Genomic DNA, 15,082 nt, shown 5'->3' with positions numbered 1-15,082 from the left:
AGTAGCCATGTCAGAAAATCAACAAGCATTGAACCATGTGGTATCCATGGAAGACCTCACTGTTGATCAAGTCATGAAATTGATCAAGCGAGGGATTGAGTTTAAAAACGGAGCTCAGCTTCCTTATGAAGACCATCCGATTGTTTCCAATCTTTTCTTTGAGGATTCTACACGGACGCATAAGTCCTTTGAAGTGGCAGAGATTAAATTGGGATTGGAACGACTTGACTTTGATGTGAAGACTAGTTCAGTTAATAAAGGTGAGACACTTTATGATACCATTTTGACTTTGTCTGCTTTAGGAGTGGACGTCTGTGTGATTCGCCACCCAGAGGTTGACTACTACAGAGAGTTAATTGCTAGTCCCACGATTACGACTTCCATTATCAATGGTGGAGATGGTTCGGGACAACACCCTAGCCAGAGCTTGCTTGATTTGATGACTATTTATGAGGAATTTGGTCACTTTGAGGGTCTCAAGGTTGCGATTGCAGGTGACTTGGACCACTCACGCGTTGCCAAATCCAATATGCAGATTTTGAAACGCTTGGGAGCTGAACTTTACTTTGCTGGACCTGAGGAATGGAGAAGTCAAGAGTTTGCAGACTATGGACAGTTTGTAACTATTGATGAAATCATTGATCAGGTGGATGTCATGATGTTTCTCCGTGTGCAACATGAACGCCATGATAGTGGAGCTGTCTTTTCAAAAGAAGACTACCATGCCCAACATGGCTTGACACAAGAACGTTATGATCGTTTGAAAGACACAGCAATCCTCATGCACCCAGCTCCAGTCAATCGTGATGTAGAAATCGCAGACCACTTGGTTGAAGCACCAAAATCACGGATTGTCCAACAAATGACCAATGGTGTCTTTGTCCGAATGGCAATCTTAGAATCCGTACTGGCGAGTAGAAACGCCAACTAAAACACAAGACGTTAAAAGACGCCAGTGAGCGTCCACGAGAGGTGAAAATATGACAAAAAGACTTCTAGTATTAGAAGATGGCACAGTTTTTGAAGGCAAGGCCTTCGGAGCAGATATTGATGTAACAGGCGAAATCGTCTTTAATACAGGAATGACCGGCTATCAAGAATCCATTACAGACCAGTCTTACAATGGACAGATATTGACCTTTACTTATCCTTTGGTAGGAAATTATGGAATTAACCGTGATGATTACGAATCCATTATTCCAACTTGTAAGGGAGTTGTTGTTTTCGAAGAAGCACGTAGAGCAAGCAACTGGCGCAACCAAATGACCTTGGATGAATTTTTGAAAGCCAAGAAAATTCCAGGTATTTCAGGAATTGATACACGTGCTCTTACCAAGATTATCCGTAAGCATGGTACGATGCGTGCAACCTTGACCCATGTTGGAGACAGTATGGACCATGTGACGGACCAACTCCAAGCAACAGTTTTGCCGACAGATAATATCAAACAGGTTTCTACTAAAACGTCTTATCCAGCTCCAGGAGTTGGTTTGAGCGTGGTGCTAGTGGACTTTGGTCTCAAGCACTCAATCCTACGTGAACTTTCTAAGCGTAACTGTAACGTTACGGTTGTTCCGTATTCAACAACGGCTGAAGAAATTCTCCATCTCAATCCTGACGGAGTTATGCTGTCAAACGGTCCAGGTAACCCAGAAGATGTTCCACAGGCACTGGACATGATTCGTGGTGTGCAAGGAAAAATTCCAATCTTTGGTATCTGTATGGGGCATCAACTCTTTGCAATGGCAAATGGTGCTAAGACCTACAAGATGAAGTTTGGTCACCGTGGATTCAACCATGCGGTACGCGAAATTGCTACAGGACGTGTTGATTTTACAAGTCAAAACCATGGTTATGCAGTTAGCCGTGAGGATTTGCCAGAACACTTGATTATCACCCACGAAGAAATCAATGACAAGTCAGTTGAAGGTGTGCGTCACAGATATCAACCTGCTTTCTCTGTTCAATACCATCCAGATGCAGCCCCTGGTCCTCATGATGCCAGCTACCTATTTGACGAGTTTATCGAGATGATGGAAGCTTTTAAACAATCAAACTAAGAACGAGTAAAAGCTCGTCGGAGAATTTATGTAACTGAACACGGACGGAAAGCTCGGAATTTAGAGAAACCAATTTGGATTGTCAATCCTTCTTTGGTTTCCTAAAATTCAATCGCTTTCTATTCGTCCTTTGTATCTTATTTAATGTCGCCCTGAGAGGCGACGAATAGAAAGGAGAAGATACATTGTTCGCGGAAGTGAACACGCCCTAAGAACTGTGTGAAAAAGATAAACATCGTTTTGACGCTGAAGGCGTCTGCACCGAGTTTCCTATTTTCACTGTGTTCTTTACGGGCTTTGTATCATAAACTATGCCTAAACGTACTGATATTCAAAAAATTATGGTGATTGGTTCTGGTCCGATTATTATTGGTCAGGCTGCTGAGTTTGACTACGCTGGGACCCAGGCTTGCTTGTCTTTGAAAGAGGAAGGTTATGAGGTTGTTTTGGTTAACTCAAACCCTGCGACTATCATGACAGACAAGGAGATTGCAGACAAGGTTTACATCGAACCGATTACACTTGAGTTTGTGACACGTATTCTCCGTAAGGAGCGTCCAGATGCCTTGCTACCAACACTCGGTGGTCAGACAGGGCTCAACATGGCCATGGAATTGTCTAAAAATGGTATCCTAGATGAACTTGGTGTTGAGCTTCTGGGAACTAAATTATCTGCCATTGACCAAGCGGAGGACCGTGACCTCTTTAAACAATTGATGGAAGAGCTCAACCAACCAATTCCAGAATCTGAAATTGTTAACACTGTCGAAGAAGCAGTTGCCTTTGCAGCGACAATTGGCTACCCAGTCATCGTCCGTCCAGCCTTTACACTTGGTGGTACTGGTGGTGGTATGTGTGCCAATGAGGAAGAATTACGTGAAATCGCTGAAAATGGGTTGAAATTATCACCTGTTACCCAATGTTTGATTGAGCGTTCAATCGCAGGTTTCAAGGAAATCGAATACGAAGTGATGCGTGACTCAGCTGACAATGCTTTGGTTGTTTGTAACATGGAAAATTTTGACCCAGTTGGGATTCACACAGGAGATTCCATCGTATTTGCCCCTGCCCAAACCATGTCAGACTATGAAAACCAAATGCTACGCGACGCGAGCTTGAGCATCATTCGTGCCCTCAAGATTGAAGGTGGATGTAATGTTCAGCTGGCCCTTGACCCACACAGTTTTAAGTACTATGTTATCGAAGTAAATCCTCGTGTATCACGTTCGTCAGCCCTTGCCTCTAAAGCGACAGGTTATCCAATTGCCAAGTTGGCTGCTAAGATTGCAGTTGGCTTGACCTTGGACGAGGTTATTAACCCAGTTACAGGCTCAACCTATGCTATGTTTGAGCCTGCCCTTGACTACGTTGTTGCCAAGATTCCACGTTTCCCATTTGATAAGTTTGAAAAGGGTGAGCGCCGTCTTGGTACTCAAATGAAGGCGACTGGAGAAGTCATGGCGATTGGTCGTAACATCGAGGAATCTCTTCTTAAGGCTTGCCGCTCCCTTGAAATTGGTGTTCATCACAATGAAATTCCAGAACTTGCTAGTGTTTCAGATGATGCCTTGATTGAAAAGGTTGTGAAAGCTCAAGATGACCGTCTCTTCTATGTATCTGAAGCTATTCGTCGTGGTTATACACCAGAAGAAATTGCTGAATTGACCAAGATTGATATCTTCTATCTTGATAAACTTTTGCACATCTTTGAAATTGAGCAGGAATTGGGTGCCCATCCACAAGATTTAGAAATCTTGAAAACAGCCAAACTCAATGGTTTCTCAGACCGTAAGATTGCTGAACTCTGGGAAACGACAGCTGACCAAGTTCGTCAACTTCGTTTGGAAAACAAGATTGTCCCAGTCTACAAAATGGTTGATACCTGTGCGGCAGAGTTCGACTCTGAAACTCCATATTTCTATTCAACCTATGGTTGGGAAAATGAGTCTATCAAGTCTGATAAGGAATCCGTTCTAGTTCTGGGTTCTGGCCCAATCCGTATCGGTCAAGGGGTCGAGTTTGACTATGCAACGGTTCATTCGGTTAAGGCTATTCAGGCGGCTGGCTATGAAGCCATCATCATGAACTCAAACCCAGAGACCGTTTCAACAGACTTCTCTGTGTCAGACAAGCTTTACTTTGAGCCATTGACATTCGAAGATGTTATGAATGTCATCGACTTGGAGCAACCAAAAGGGGTTATCGTTCAGTTTGGTGGTCAAACAGCTATCAACCTTGCGGAGCCATTGGCAAAAGCAGGTGTGACCATCCTTGGTACACAGGTTGCTGACCTAGACCGTGCTGAAGATCGCGACCTCTTTGAGCAAGCTCTTAAAGATTTGGATATTCCACAGCCACCAGGACAAACGGCTACCAATGAAGAAGAAGCAGTTCTTGCAGCTCGCAAGATTGGCTTCCCAGTTCTTGTCCGCCCATCTTATGTTTTAGGTGGACGTGCTATGGAAATCGTAGAAAATGAAGAAGATCTTCGTTCTTACATGCGTACAGCGGTTAAGGCTAGTCCTGACCATCCAGTCCTTGTTGACTCTTATATCGTTGGACAAGAGTGTGAAGTTGATGCAATTTCAGATGGTAAAAATGTACTCATTCCTGGTATCATGGAGCATATTGAACGTGCTGGTGTCCACTCAGGTGACTCAATGGCCGTTTACCCACCACAAACCTTGTCGCAAAAGGTGCAAGAAACAATCGCAGACTATACTAAACGCCTAGCAATCGGTCTTAACTGCCTTGGAATGATGAACATCCAGTTTGTCATCAAGGATGAAAAAGTTTACGTTATTGAGGTCAATCCACGTGCTAGCCGTACGGTTCCATTCCTTTCTAAGGTAACCAATATTCCTATGGCTCAAGTAGCGACTAAGCTCATTCTGGGTCAAAAACTTGAAGAACTTGGCTACCAAGATGGTCTTTACCCAGAAAGTACTCGCGTTCATATCAAGGCGCCAGTCTTCTCCTTTACCAAACTAGCTAAGGTAGACAGCTTACTTGGTCCTGAAATGAAGTCAACAGGGGAAGTTATGGGTTCTGATACGACTTTGGAAAAAGCTCTCTATAAAGCTTTTGAAGCTTCTTACTTACACTTGCCAACTTTTGGTAACGTTGTATTTACTATCGCTGATGATGCCAAAGAAGAAGCCTTGGACTTGGCTCGTCGTTTCCAAAATATTGGCTATGGAATCCTCGCGACAGAAGGGACAGCAGCCTTCTTTGCCAGTCAAGGATTGCAAGCCCAACCTGTTGGTAAGATTGGTGATGACGATAAGGATATTCCAAGCTTTGTTCGTAAAGGAAGAATCCAAGCTATCATTAACACAGTAGGAACCAAACGAACTGCAGACGAAGATGGTGAGCAGATTCGCCGTTCAGCTATTGAACACGGAGTGCCCCTCTTCACAGCCCTAGATACAGCTAACGCCATGCTCAAAGTATTGGAAAGCCGTAGTTTTGTCACAGAAGCAATCTAGTTGAGAAAATTTTTTCATATTTTTAAAACCAGCGTCAGAAAACGCTGGTTTTTTCAATACTGTTCTTGCTTGTTTTAACTATCATGCTTTCCTTAAGAATCATTTCAAAATGTGATATAATAAGAATAAATTGGAAATAGGAAATTATTTTCATTATATTTTCAAAACCCCATTAATAAAATAGGAAAAGACAAGATTAGAAAGCGAATATTCCTATGTCTTCTTACAAAAAGGTCGCTCTTCCATTCTCAATTTTTCCCTTAATTTATCTGACTTCTAAGAAGTCAGTGATGGGAGAATTTACCAATGCCAAGTAGAATACAATCCTAGGCTACGTAGTTTCAATCATCTTGACTATTCTCAATATCAAGCTTCTTTTCGATATTTTTTAACCCCGTTTGAAATCAATTATAGTGTCAGCGTGACGGTTGACAAATAGAAAGTAGTAGTGATTGGTTTATAAAAAGAAGAAAAAAAGAACAGTTGAAACTGTTCTTTTTTATCATTATTTGAGACCGTATTTTTTGTTGAAACGATCCACGCGTCCATCTGCTTGAGTGAACTTTTGACGTCCAGTGTAGAATGGGTGTGAGTCTGATGAAATTTCCACACGGATCAATGGGTAAGTTTCGCCTTCGAACTCAACTGTTTCGTTAGAGCGTTTTGTTGAACCGCTAAGGAATTGGTAACCAGTAGTTGTGTCCATGAAGACAACTGGGCGATATTCTGGATGGATATCTTTTTTCATTTTGCAATATTTCCTTTCTGCCATGGTCTCTTTGCGAGCCATAGATTGTTACCATACTAGTCTATCAGATTCTGAAAAGTTTGGCAAGTATTTTATCAGTTTTTAAGCAAGTTTTTTAACTTTTGGTAGATGATTTCGTTTTCTTCTAGACTATAGGAATTAGCACCGCTTGCTAGAGGGTGGCCTCCACCATCATGTTCCTTGGCGATTTCATTGATAGGATGGATTTTACTGCGTAAGCGAACACGGTAGTGGCCATCAGCCTGCTCTACAAAAATTCCCCAGATACTTACACTGTCAATACGTCCAGGTGCACCGACAATGGCTGCAGTTTCAGCATCGGTAACATTGAATTGTTTTAAGATTTTCTGACTCAGGATAACGCGAGCAGCACCATTTTCATCCACTTCCAAATGGTCGTAGATGTAGCCTTGCAGTTTAGCAATTTTGTAACTCATAGTGTCCATTTTGCGAGTGAGAGCTGCAAAGTCAAAGTTATGTTCTCTCAAATAAGCAGCCAGACGAAGGGTCCGTGCAGTGGTAGAAGGGTAGAGGAAGCGGCCTGTATCACCAATAATTCCTGCAAAGAGCAACTCAGCAGCACGATCTGACAAGGCCAGTTGAGTTGTTTCTGCAAATAAGGTAATCATCTCACTAGCGCTACTTGAACTAGTGTCTACCCAAGATAGGTCACCATATACATCATCATTCGGATGGTGGTCAATTTTAATGAGAAAATCACCTTGACGATAGCGCTTATCATCGATACGAGCAGTATTGGCCGTATCACAGACGATGACAAGGGCTCCTTGGTAGGCACTATCTTCAACAAGATCCATTTCAGCCATCCAAGTAAGAGTTGGTTCATCAAAACCAACTGCTTTGATGGTTTTTTCTGGGAAATGATGTTTGAGAAGAGCTTTCAATCCCACCTGACTTCCCAAGGCATCAGGGTCTGGTTTCATATGACGATGAATGATAATCGTGTCGTATTCTTTGATTTTTTTAAAAATTTGATGGCAAATTTCCATAAATAACCTCAATTCTTTCTCATTTCATTGTAGCACAAGAATTTTTATTTTTAAAATGAAAAAGATGTGATATAATGGAGAAAGATAAATTGAGGAGGACGATATGGCATTAGCAAAAATTGTATTTGCCAGTATGACCGGTAATACCGAAGAAATTGCAGATATTGTAGCAGACAAATTACGTGACTTGGGCTTGGATGTCGATGTTGATGAATGTACAACTGTTGACGCTTCTGACTTCCTGGAAGCAGATATCGCTATCGTTGCGACCTATACTTACGGTGATGGAGAATTGCCAGATGAGATGATGGACTTCTACGAAGACCTAGCAGACCTCAACTTGAATGGCAAAATCTACGGAGTGGTCGGCTCAGGAGATACCTTCTACGATGAATTCTGTAAGGCTGTTGATGACTTTGATCGCGTTTTTGTAGCGACAGGAGCAGAAAAAGGTTCAGAGTGTGTTAAAGTTGATCTTTCTGCTGAGGAAGAAGACATTGAACGCTTGGAACAATTCGCAGAAGAATTGGCTGCTAAAGTAGGATAAGAATAAAACTGCGCTGATGTAATCAATCAGTGCATTTTTCTTACCGTGACTTGGGATTTTACTAGCCTATTTGGTGGCTTTTTGATACAATAATTCAAATAAAGGAGGAGACTGTATGGATTTAGATATTATTCGCCAAGAAATTGATCACATCGACGATCAAATTGTTAAACTTCTAGAAGAACGAATGCAATTGGTTGAAGGGGTTGTTGCTTATAAGAAAGCATCAGGGAAACCGATTTTAGATACCAAGAGAGAAGCAGTTATTTTTGAAAAGGTTAGAAGTCGTGTAGAGGACAAGTGCTATCAGGAGACTATTGTCGCGACTTTTTCGGACATACTCAAACGTTCGCGTGATTATCAGGATCAAAATATCAAATGAAAAAAGAGCAATTTTATCCGCTAGGGATTTTTCTAGCTGCTATGTTGGGCGGACTTGTCCGCTACCTAGTTTCCACTTGGTTACCAGCCAGTCCTGACTTTCCTTGGGGCACTCTTCTTGTTAACTATCTGGGCATTTTCTGCTTGGTGTATCTTGTCAAGGGATATCTGGTCTATAAAGGAACCAGTAAAGGCGTTATTTTAGCACTGGGTACAGGTTTTTGTGGTGGTTTGACAACCTTTTCTAGTTTCATGCTTGATGCTGTGAAACTACTGGATACAGGGCGTTATCTGAGTTTGGTTCTGTATTTGCTTTTGAGCATTGGTGGTGGCCTGCTCTTGGCCTATTGTCTGGGGAGGAAGAAATGGTAATGGTCTATCTTGCAATCGCTTGTGGCATCGGAGCACTCGTACGGTATTTTTTTTCCCGCTATAATCAAGCTTCTAAATTGCCTCTCGGAACGCTCATAGCCAATCTTTTAGGTTGTTTTTTAATTGGATTATTCTACAATCATGTGGAATCTAAGGAAGTCTATGCTATTTTAGCAACTGGATTTTGTGGAGGTTTGACAACTTTTTCGACCTTGAATGATGAACTTCAAAGACTGTTAAGTGATAAGAAGGTATTTTATAGCTACCTAGCCTTAACCTACCTAGGTGGTTTAATAGCGATTTTTTTAGGAATTCTGCTATAAATTTCTTTACTTTTTTGTAGAAATTTGGTAAACTGTATCTTGTGTGTAATGGACGCACAAAAATACAGTTTATCCGCTGAGGAAGATTCCTCAAGATTGACAAAGATAGGAGAATAAAATGAATCCATTAATCCAAAGCTTGACTGAAGGTCAACTTCGTACAGATATCCCATCATTCCGTCCTGGTGACACTGTTCGCGTACACGCGAAAGTTGTCGAAGGTAACCGTGAACGTATCCAGATTTTTGAAGGTGTTGTTATCGCACGTAAAGGTGCTGGCATCTCAGAAAACTACACAGTTCGTAAAATCTCTAACGGTGTAGGTGTTGAGCGTATCTTCCCAATCCACACTCCACGTGTTGAAAAAATCGAAGTTGTTCGTTACGGTAAAGTACGTCGTGCGAAATTGTACTACTTGCGTGCTCTTCAAGGTAAAGCAGCTCGTATCAAAGAAATCCGTCGTTAATTCGACAAAAAAACTCTGCTTTTTCAGCAGAGTTTTTATCTAGCTCCCTTAGTTCAATGGATATAACAACTCCCTCCTAAGGAGTAGTTGCTGGTTCGATTCCGGCAGGGGGCAGTAATGCAATCAAAAAGCACTGAATGATCAGTGTTTTTTGATTGTTCTAAAATGGAAACCATTTCAGATGAAAATGGAGGTGTGGTATAATAGGAGAAAGTATAAGTGCTTATTTGAAGGGGAATTTCTCTCCTTATTATGAGTATTAGGATTTAGTTTTCTGAGAAAAATAATGATGTTTGAGTAAAGAAGGAAGTAGAATGAAAATTTCTGGAACAAGGTCTATCATCACATTTGACTATGAAAATGGCTATGTTTTAAAAGTAGAGGGAGAGTTGTTGACTGATGGTAGCTTTATTGTATATAGGTCAAGCATACAGAATTGGGAGCCACCTTACAATCACATTCCTATCACAGAGAACGAGATAGATAAACTTGTCGAGGAAGTGAACTTCAGGATGACGGAGCAAACAATTCAGATCGAATTTATCTGAGTTAGAGTAGGAGAAGGCAGATGAAATTTGATTACAGTGAACAGATACTCACATGGAAGTGGGATGGTAATGAAATAAAGATTGACTTACCAGATATCATTCATGCGGAATATCATAAAGATGAGAACATTGTTATCGTCTATAGTGGAGAAAACTTTATTAGCAAAACTATTTTCTACTATAGTTTAGAAGGAAAATTATTAGGGCGACAAAATGTAGAGGAAGGAAGACTAGAGTGGCATTATAAGGGCCAACATCAGATTGATTTTCATCATTTACATCATCTGCGATTTAGTCCTAAATATCAGCGTATCTTCAGTATATTTCGCTCATCCAGCGATTTTGACGTTCCATCAGAATTAGAGGTTTATAATTTAGAAGGTGAGAGAATCGACCAAATTGAATCTCCTGCAGGGTTTACAATGCTATACATTTCTGAGATAAGTAAAGAAAAACTGAGAATTGTATGTGAAGCTCTTAAAGAAGATTGTTTTGATAGTTTTGGTCGAAGTGATTTCTATTTTAATGTGGATTTAGAAACTAGAAAATGGATAAAAGATGGCGTAGCCTATTGAGGAAGAGAAAAAGAAACCTGATTTTTACGCTATTTTGGTTGAGAGAAGAATTTACACTAGGAGAAAACAAATGAAACCAACAAACCTAGAATGGGAAGATGTTATTAAGTTTGAGGAAGTTGAAGGATATGGGAAATCCATCTGGAAAAATGAGGATAAATATTATTTAGTTTCAGAAGAGGGAACTGTGGTTTCTTGGTTAGCAGTCTATGATTTACCACAAGAATTATTTACCTTACTAGAGAGTGGAGAACGAACTCTACTTGAAATATCTTGGAAGGTTCAAAATGATTCTTGGCCACCAACGGAAGAAGAAAAAAACGAAATTAGAAAAGATAGAGCTAGAAAAAAGCCAATTGTGCTGATTTCCAACCGTAAAAATCAGTTGCTTTTTAGTGATAAAGAACTTGAAATGCTTATTCCCCAAGCCGAACAACAATGGATAGAATCAATGGGCAAACTTCCAGATGATTATGTATCGCCACTTAAGTAAGGAAGGTATAAAATGAAACCAACAAACCTAGAATGGGAAGATGTTATCCAGTTTGAGGAAGTTGAAGGATACGGAAAGTCAATCTGGAAAAATGAGGACAAGTATTATTTAGTTTCAGAAGAAGGGACCGTAGCGTCTTGGTTAGTTGTCTATGAATTACCAAATGAGTTATTTGTCTTATTAGAGAGTGGAGAGAGAACGCTACTTGAAGTATCTTGGAAGCTTCAAAACGATTGTTGGCCACCGAACGTGACACAAGAAGAAGCTAATAGAAATTTCTGGAGGCAATATCCAGAAGCTTTAAGAGGAAATCCTAAAGCGCAAGGCTTATTCACAAAGGCTGAACTGAAAGAAATATTATCCGAAGGGGCTGAAATTCTAGCGAGTAGCGATTAAAAAGCGGAAACTAATCTTAATAACTTCAAAATGGTAAATTCTGCAGAGAACGAACTAAGTCTCTTCAAAATTGGAGATAAGAGAGATTATCAAATGAAAAATTACAGAAAACTCTTGTTAGAAGCTATCCAAGCTGGCAATGTTGTAGGGATTTTGCGAGGTGAAAAAAGATATCGCATAGAGTCTCCAACCTCTGTACCAGTTGTTTTTCCAACAGACATTTGCCAAGTATTAGCTGAGTATTTCTACAAGCAGAATGATATTGATAAGATTCAAGATATATTAGAAGGCGGTCTTATAGAGTTATCGCAGCGTTCTGCTGTTGATTTGTATATATCGGTTTTGTTTTTTGACGTAATCCTTTTCATGCAAGAAAAAAATATAGCTAGTTTTATAATCCATACGTCGACAGTTGCCCAAGCAATTGCTAAAGGAATTAAGGATTATCAAGAGGAATTGAACGACAGCATCACTTTCCCAAACGGTCTTGTTAAAATAAAACCAATGAAGCAACTGGAAAGATTCAATCAAAAATATCAAAAGAATGAACGTTTTTCCATTATTGAGAAATAGTGATGCTTCTTGTAACACTCTATAGATAAACTGTTAATTGGGACAATAATATGAATAATAATTTGAATTTAGATTTGTTAAAACAAGATGTAGAAAAAGAAATCAGAGAAAAAGGCTTTGAAAATCTTTATTATGCTCTATTTGATGAGCATAGTAGTCAACTTTGGGCTATACATCTATACTATCGAGATGGGAAGTTTATGGTAAATAGTCGGGACGACCGGACCTATATAATGGGGAAAACAAGGGAGTTTGACAATTTTGAAGAGGCAAAGCTATCTTTTCTTAATTTAATGGAGTCTTTTATCGAAATGAACAGATATTTTGTACAGAATGGAGATTCACCCTACTATTCTTGTAGTTTGTGGGATGAAAAAGGAGATGTCTAGAAGATGAGAGACGAAGCCCAAGAACGTTTAGAACTGTTATCAGCCATTCAAGATTTAGGATACGAAAGTTTGAGATATTCTATTTTTAACGAATATGGTCCTGGTGAATGGGAAGTGGTAATCGAATTTGACGATTCTAAGCAAGTGTACAATGTTTACGCTACCATGGATCGAGCAAGTTATAATAAAAAATTAGAATTTGATAATTTTGAGGATGCCAAAAATAAATTTATAGAAAAACTAGATCTTACTGTAGAAATAAATAAACTTTTTGTAGAAAATGGGGAAGTTCCTGAATACTCCTCCCCGTTATGGGACAAAATCGAAGCTGACATTGAGAACATGAAATGCATAGTTGAACAAGAAATTGAAAAACGTCATTATGAGAGCTTACATTATGTTCTATTTGACGAAACAAAACAGCTTCCTTGGGCATTTCATCTTTATCAGAAAAATGGAAAATTTTATGTTGATGGTCGAGATGATCGATCATATATAGTTGGACATAGTAAAGAGTACGATAATTTTGGAAGTGCAAAGAAAGATTTTTTTGAAAAATTAGAACTCGTTATAGAAACTAATAAACTGAATATACAATTAGGATTGCCAGTAGAATATACATCACCATTATGGGATGAAAAAGAGGATAACTAGAAGATGAGAGACGAAGCCAAAGAACGTTCTGAACTTTTATTAGCCATTCAAGATTTAGGATATGAGTCTTTAAGATATTCTATTTTTAATGAACACAGACTTTCTGAGTGGGAAACTAGGATAGATTATAATCCAGAATTGAAATTGTATGAAGTTTACTCAACAATGGATCGAGCGAGTACAGGAAGTATTTTTAAGTTTAAGACATTTGAAGAAGCAAAAGAGAGATTTATCCATAATCTAAAGTTAACAGTTTTTCAAAATAAAACTTCCGTTGAAAATGGAGAAGTTCCTGAATATTCCTCTCCATTATGGGATAAACTAGATATCGATATTGAATCTTTGAAAAATATAGTGGAAAAGGAGATTAAAGAAAGAGGTTTTGAAAGCTTGTCTTATGTCTTGTTTGATGAAGATAGCAGTCAACCTTGGGCAACACATTTGTTTTTTAAAAATGGCAAATTTCAAATTAACAGTAGGGATGAACGCTCATATATTGTGGGGAAAACATGGGAGTTTGATACGATGAATGAAGCAAAGGATGAGTTCCTTAAGATTCTAAGTCAAACAGTTCATGCGGAACAGTTGGCTAATGAACTTGGTTTTTCGCACCCCTATCCTTCGCCACTATGGGACGAGGAAGGAAAAAGATTTAATTTGAGGCAGGATATGTGAATCTTGTAAAAGATGTGTTTATCTTTCTAGGTCATTGAGAACTAGCTAAAGTTTAGTTAGTACGAAAGAGAAGATAAATGATTTTGAAGAAAGAATAAATCAGTAGACATTTGGTAAAAGACAAAGGAGATAAGAATGGAATCAATTTATGTAAGTCAAAAAGATATGCTGGAAATCTGTCAAGATGGTGATAAGTATTTCTTGCGTTATCCAACTTTTAATATTACCATGCCAGAAGTGGTTCAAGAAATTCCCAAAGAAGCTGCCAATAGCTATATATCGGGAGAACATACTGGTAAAGAGTTGATGAATTATGCGCAGTATGGTTTTTGGAAATCAAAAAAGCAATATACACAAGATGAATCTAGTAAACTTTTCATTGAGAATAATCCTTCCTTTATTCTAAAAAATCCCAAAAATAGTCGTCGTCTTTTTTCAGCAGAAGAGTTTACTCAAATTGTTATCCAAGCCATCGCTTCAAAATTGAAACCTAGCGAACTTGATGCAATTGGTATAGTTGATAGTCATTTAGAGCTTCTTTTGGTGGATCCAGTTGGCTGGGAGGAAGAGATAGAAGCAGTCCATTTGGAAATTCTGCAAGAAAAAATTAATAATTACATTCACTTCCTCGAAAGCAAGCAGTATGTGGCACGATACGGTGATAAGTTTGACAAAAAAGTCATCCATATCACATTCCAGTATTCTCCATCTGATAATGGATTCGCCTTTCTCGCAGCGGTTCAGAAAGTGCTACAACCCACTGATATGAGCTTAAAGGTAGAATTACCGGAGTAATAAAGGGAGCGGAAACGCTCTCTTTTTGTGGTATAATGAGACCATATTTATAAAAAGATTATTTAGTATTTCTAAATAGCGAACTGCTTATGCTGTCAATTGATATGAAGGGGCATTCTTACGGTGATTTTCTATCCGCTATTGAACGTCAAGGATACTATGAAATCAAAAATCCACGTGTCTATAGACCAGGCACTAATGAAATTATTTCAGTTGAAGGGATTTTTAGAATTAACCAATGGAGTAAATAAATGAAGAAATTTGAAATACCAGAGCCTAAAGAATATGAATCTTTTGTTAATTTTTATCGTGATATGATGAGAGAAGGGAAAGAGGAGGAAGCTTTTTTAGGTACAAATCCAAAATATCGTATATGGCAAAGGGATTCTTATGAACTTGATAGCACAGATATTTTAGTATTGATGGATTATTGCTTATTCCCTCTGTATGTGGAAGGTGATGAGGATATAGCTAAAAGAACTTTTGACATCTTGAAAGAGTTTAGTTTATCTAATGATTTAATGAGATTAAAGAAAGTAACGAAATATATTTCTATTCAAAGTAGATG

Annotated in this window: 21 protein-coding genes, 1 tRNA gene and 1 pseudogene; 21 read left to right on the top strand and 2 right to left on the bottom strand. The window is 39.0% G+C overall.

The features are described 5' to 3' along the window. The first annotated feature begins 7 nt into the window (after nucleotides 1–7). The 4 genes and pseudogenes from LG372_RS07665 to LG372_RS07650 form a co-directional block, all read left to right on the top strand. Nucleotides 8–931, top strand: a complete 924-nt coding sequence (locus LG372_RS07665; protein ID WP_225742521.1) for an aspartate carbamoyltransferase catalytic subunit — start codon at nucleotides 8–10, stop codon at nucleotides 929–931. Between the two features lie 49 nt (nucleotides 932–980). After that, a complete protein-coding gene (locus tag LG372_RS07660) occupies nucleotides 981–2,060 on the top strand; it encodes a carbamoyl phosphate synthase small subunit (protein WP_000166853.1) in 1,080 nt (359 codons plus the stop codon). A gap of 311 nt (nucleotides 2,061–2,371) precedes the next feature. Then, nucleotides 2,372–5,548, top strand: coding sequence for a carbamoyl-phosphate synthase large subunit (carB, locus tag LG372_RS07655; protein ID WP_225742520.1), 3,177 nt, complete (start codon nucleotides 2,372–2,374; stop codon nucleotides 5,546–5,548). A gap of 224 nt (nucleotides 5,549–5,772) precedes the next feature. Further along, nucleotides 5,773–5,940 (top strand): annotated as a pseudogene (locus tag LG372_RS07650) (divalent metal cation transporter); the annotation flags it as partial. Between the two features lie 113 nt (nucleotides 5,941–6,053). Here LG372_RS07650 and LG372_RS07645 read toward each other — a convergent pair. Both LG372_RS07645 and LG372_RS07640 read right to left on the bottom strand, forming a co-directional pair. Beyond that, nucleotides 6,054–6,296 carry a type B 50S ribosomal protein L31 gene (locus tag LG372_RS07645; RefSeq protein WP_000710764.1) on the bottom strand — a complete coding sequence of 81 codons (243 nt, stop codon included), beginning with the start codon at nucleotides 6,294–6,296 and terminating at the stop codon, nucleotides 6,054–6,056. Nucleotides 6,297–6,391: 95 nt separating this feature from the next. Continuing rightward, on the bottom strand, nucleotides 6,392–7,327 hold the full coding sequence (locus LG372_RS07640) for a DHH family phosphoesterase (protein ID WP_225742519.1): 936 nt from the start codon (nucleotides 7,325–7,327) through the stop codon (nucleotides 6,392–6,394). A 103-nt stretch (nucleotides 7,328–7,430) separates the two neighbouring features. Between LG372_RS07640 and LG372_RS07635 the strand changes: the two genes are divergently transcribed. From LG372_RS07635 to ifs, 17 genes are all read left to right on the top strand, one after another. Beyond that, nucleotides 7,431–7,874, top strand: coding sequence for a flavodoxin (locus LG372_RS07635; RefSeq protein ID WP_001162125.1), 444 nt, complete (start codon nucleotides 7,431–7,433; stop codon nucleotides 7,872–7,874). Nucleotides 7,875–7,989: 115 nt separating this feature from the next. Beyond that, nucleotides 7,990–8,256 (top strand): chorismate mutase, encoded by a 267-nt coding sequence (locus LG372_RS07630; protein WP_225742518.1) that lies wholly within the window; start codon nucleotides 7,990–7,992, stop codon nucleotides 8,254–8,256. Next, nucleotides 8,253–8,627 (top strand): fluoride efflux transporter CrcB, encoded by a 375-nt coding sequence (gene crcB / locus LG372_RS07625; protein WP_225742517.1) that lies wholly within the window; start codon nucleotides 8,253–8,255, stop codon nucleotides 8,625–8,627. Before LG372_RS07630 ends, crcB (LG372_RS07625) begins: the two co-directional genes overlap by 4 nt. Next, nucleotides 8,621–8,950, top strand: coding sequence for a fluoride efflux transporter CrcB (crcB, locus tag LG372_RS07620; RefSeq protein WP_225742516.1), 330 nt, complete (start codon nucleotides 8,621–8,623; stop codon nucleotides 8,948–8,950). Before crcB (LG372_RS07625) ends, crcB (LG372_RS07620) begins: the two co-directional genes overlap by 7 nt. A 118-nt stretch (nucleotides 8,951–9,068) precedes the next feature. Continuing rightward, complete coding sequence (gene rplS / locus LG372_RS07615) at nucleotides 9,069–9,416, top strand: 50S ribosomal protein L19 (RefSeq protein ID WP_001068669.1); 348 nt, start codon at nucleotides 9,069–9,071, stop codon at nucleotides 9,414–9,416. Between the two features lie 42 nt (nucleotides 9,417–9,458). Further along, nucleotides 9,459–9,530, top strand: a tRNA-Arg gene (locus LG372_RS07610). 200 nt (nucleotides 9,531–9,730) lie between these two features. Beyond that, nucleotides 9,731–9,964 (top strand): Imm74 family immunity protein, encoded by a 234-nt coding sequence (locus tag LG372_RS07605; protein WP_225742515.1) that lies wholly within the window; start codon nucleotides 9,731–9,733, stop codon nucleotides 9,962–9,964. 20 nt (nucleotides 9,965–9,984) lie between these two features. Next, nucleotides 9,985–10,539: a hypothetical protein gene (locus LG372_RS07600; protein WP_225742514.1), complete on the top strand. Its 555-nt coding sequence runs from the start codon at nucleotides 9,985–9,987 to the stop codon at nucleotides 10,537–10,539. Between the two features lie 70 nt (nucleotides 10,540–10,609). Then, nucleotides 10,610–11,032: a hypothetical protein gene (locus LG372_RS07595; protein WP_225742513.1), complete on the top strand. Its 423-nt coding sequence runs from the start codon at nucleotides 10,610–10,612 to the stop codon at nucleotides 11,030–11,032. A gap of 12 nt (nucleotides 11,033–11,044) precedes the next feature. Then, complete coding sequence (locus LG372_RS07590; RefSeq protein WP_049535967.1) at nucleotides 11,045–11,428, top strand: hypothetical protein; 384 nt, start codon at nucleotides 11,045–11,047, stop codon at nucleotides 11,426–11,428. 93 nt (nucleotides 11,429–11,521) lie between these two features. Continuing rightward, a complete protein-coding gene (locus tag LG372_RS07585) occupies nucleotides 11,522–12,001 on the top strand; it encodes a hypothetical protein (RefSeq protein WP_225742512.1) in 480 nt (159 codons plus the stop codon). A gap of 50 nt (nucleotides 12,002–12,051) precedes the next feature. After that, nucleotides 12,052–12,390: an Imm59 family immunity protein gene (locus tag LG372_RS07580; protein WP_049487876.1), complete on the top strand. Its 339-nt coding sequence runs from the start codon at nucleotides 12,052–12,054 to the stop codon at nucleotides 12,388–12,390. A gap of 3 nt (nucleotides 12,391–12,393) precedes the next feature. Continuing rightward, complete coding sequence (locus tag LG372_RS09765; protein ID WP_049487877.1) at nucleotides 12,394–13,044, top strand: Imm59 family immunity protein; 651 nt, start codon at nucleotides 12,394–12,396, stop codon at nucleotides 13,042–13,044. A gap of 3 nt (nucleotides 13,045–13,047) precedes the next feature. Beyond that, nucleotides 13,048–13,719, top strand: coding sequence for an Imm59 family immunity protein (locus tag LG372_RS07565; RefSeq protein ID WP_225742511.1), 672 nt, complete (start codon nucleotides 13,048–13,050; stop codon nucleotides 13,717–13,719). Between the two features lie 135 nt (nucleotides 13,720–13,854). Then, on the top strand, nucleotides 13,855–14,514 hold the full coding sequence (locus LG372_RS07560; RefSeq protein ID WP_225742510.1) for a DUF6572 domain-containing protein: 660 nt from the start codon (nucleotides 13,855–13,857) through the stop codon (nucleotides 14,512–14,514). Nucleotides 14,515–14,603: 89 nt separating this feature from the next. After that, complete coding sequence (locus LG372_RS07555) at nucleotides 14,604–14,765, top strand: hypothetical protein (RefSeq protein ID WP_225742509.1); 162 nt, start codon at nucleotides 14,604–14,606, stop codon at nucleotides 14,763–14,765. Next, nucleotides 14,766–15,082 (top strand): NAD glycohydrolase toxin immunity factor (gene ifs, locus LG372_RS07550; RefSeq protein ID WP_225742508.1); only part of this gene is annotated, 317 nt, incomplete at its 3' end.

The organism is Streptococcus sp. Marseille-Q5112 (assembly GCF_916700555.1).
GTDB lineage: Bacteria > Bacillota > Bacilli > Lactobacillales > Streptococcaceae > Streptococcus > Streptococcus symci.
This window is presented reverse-complemented; position numbering and strand designations above follow the sequence as displayed.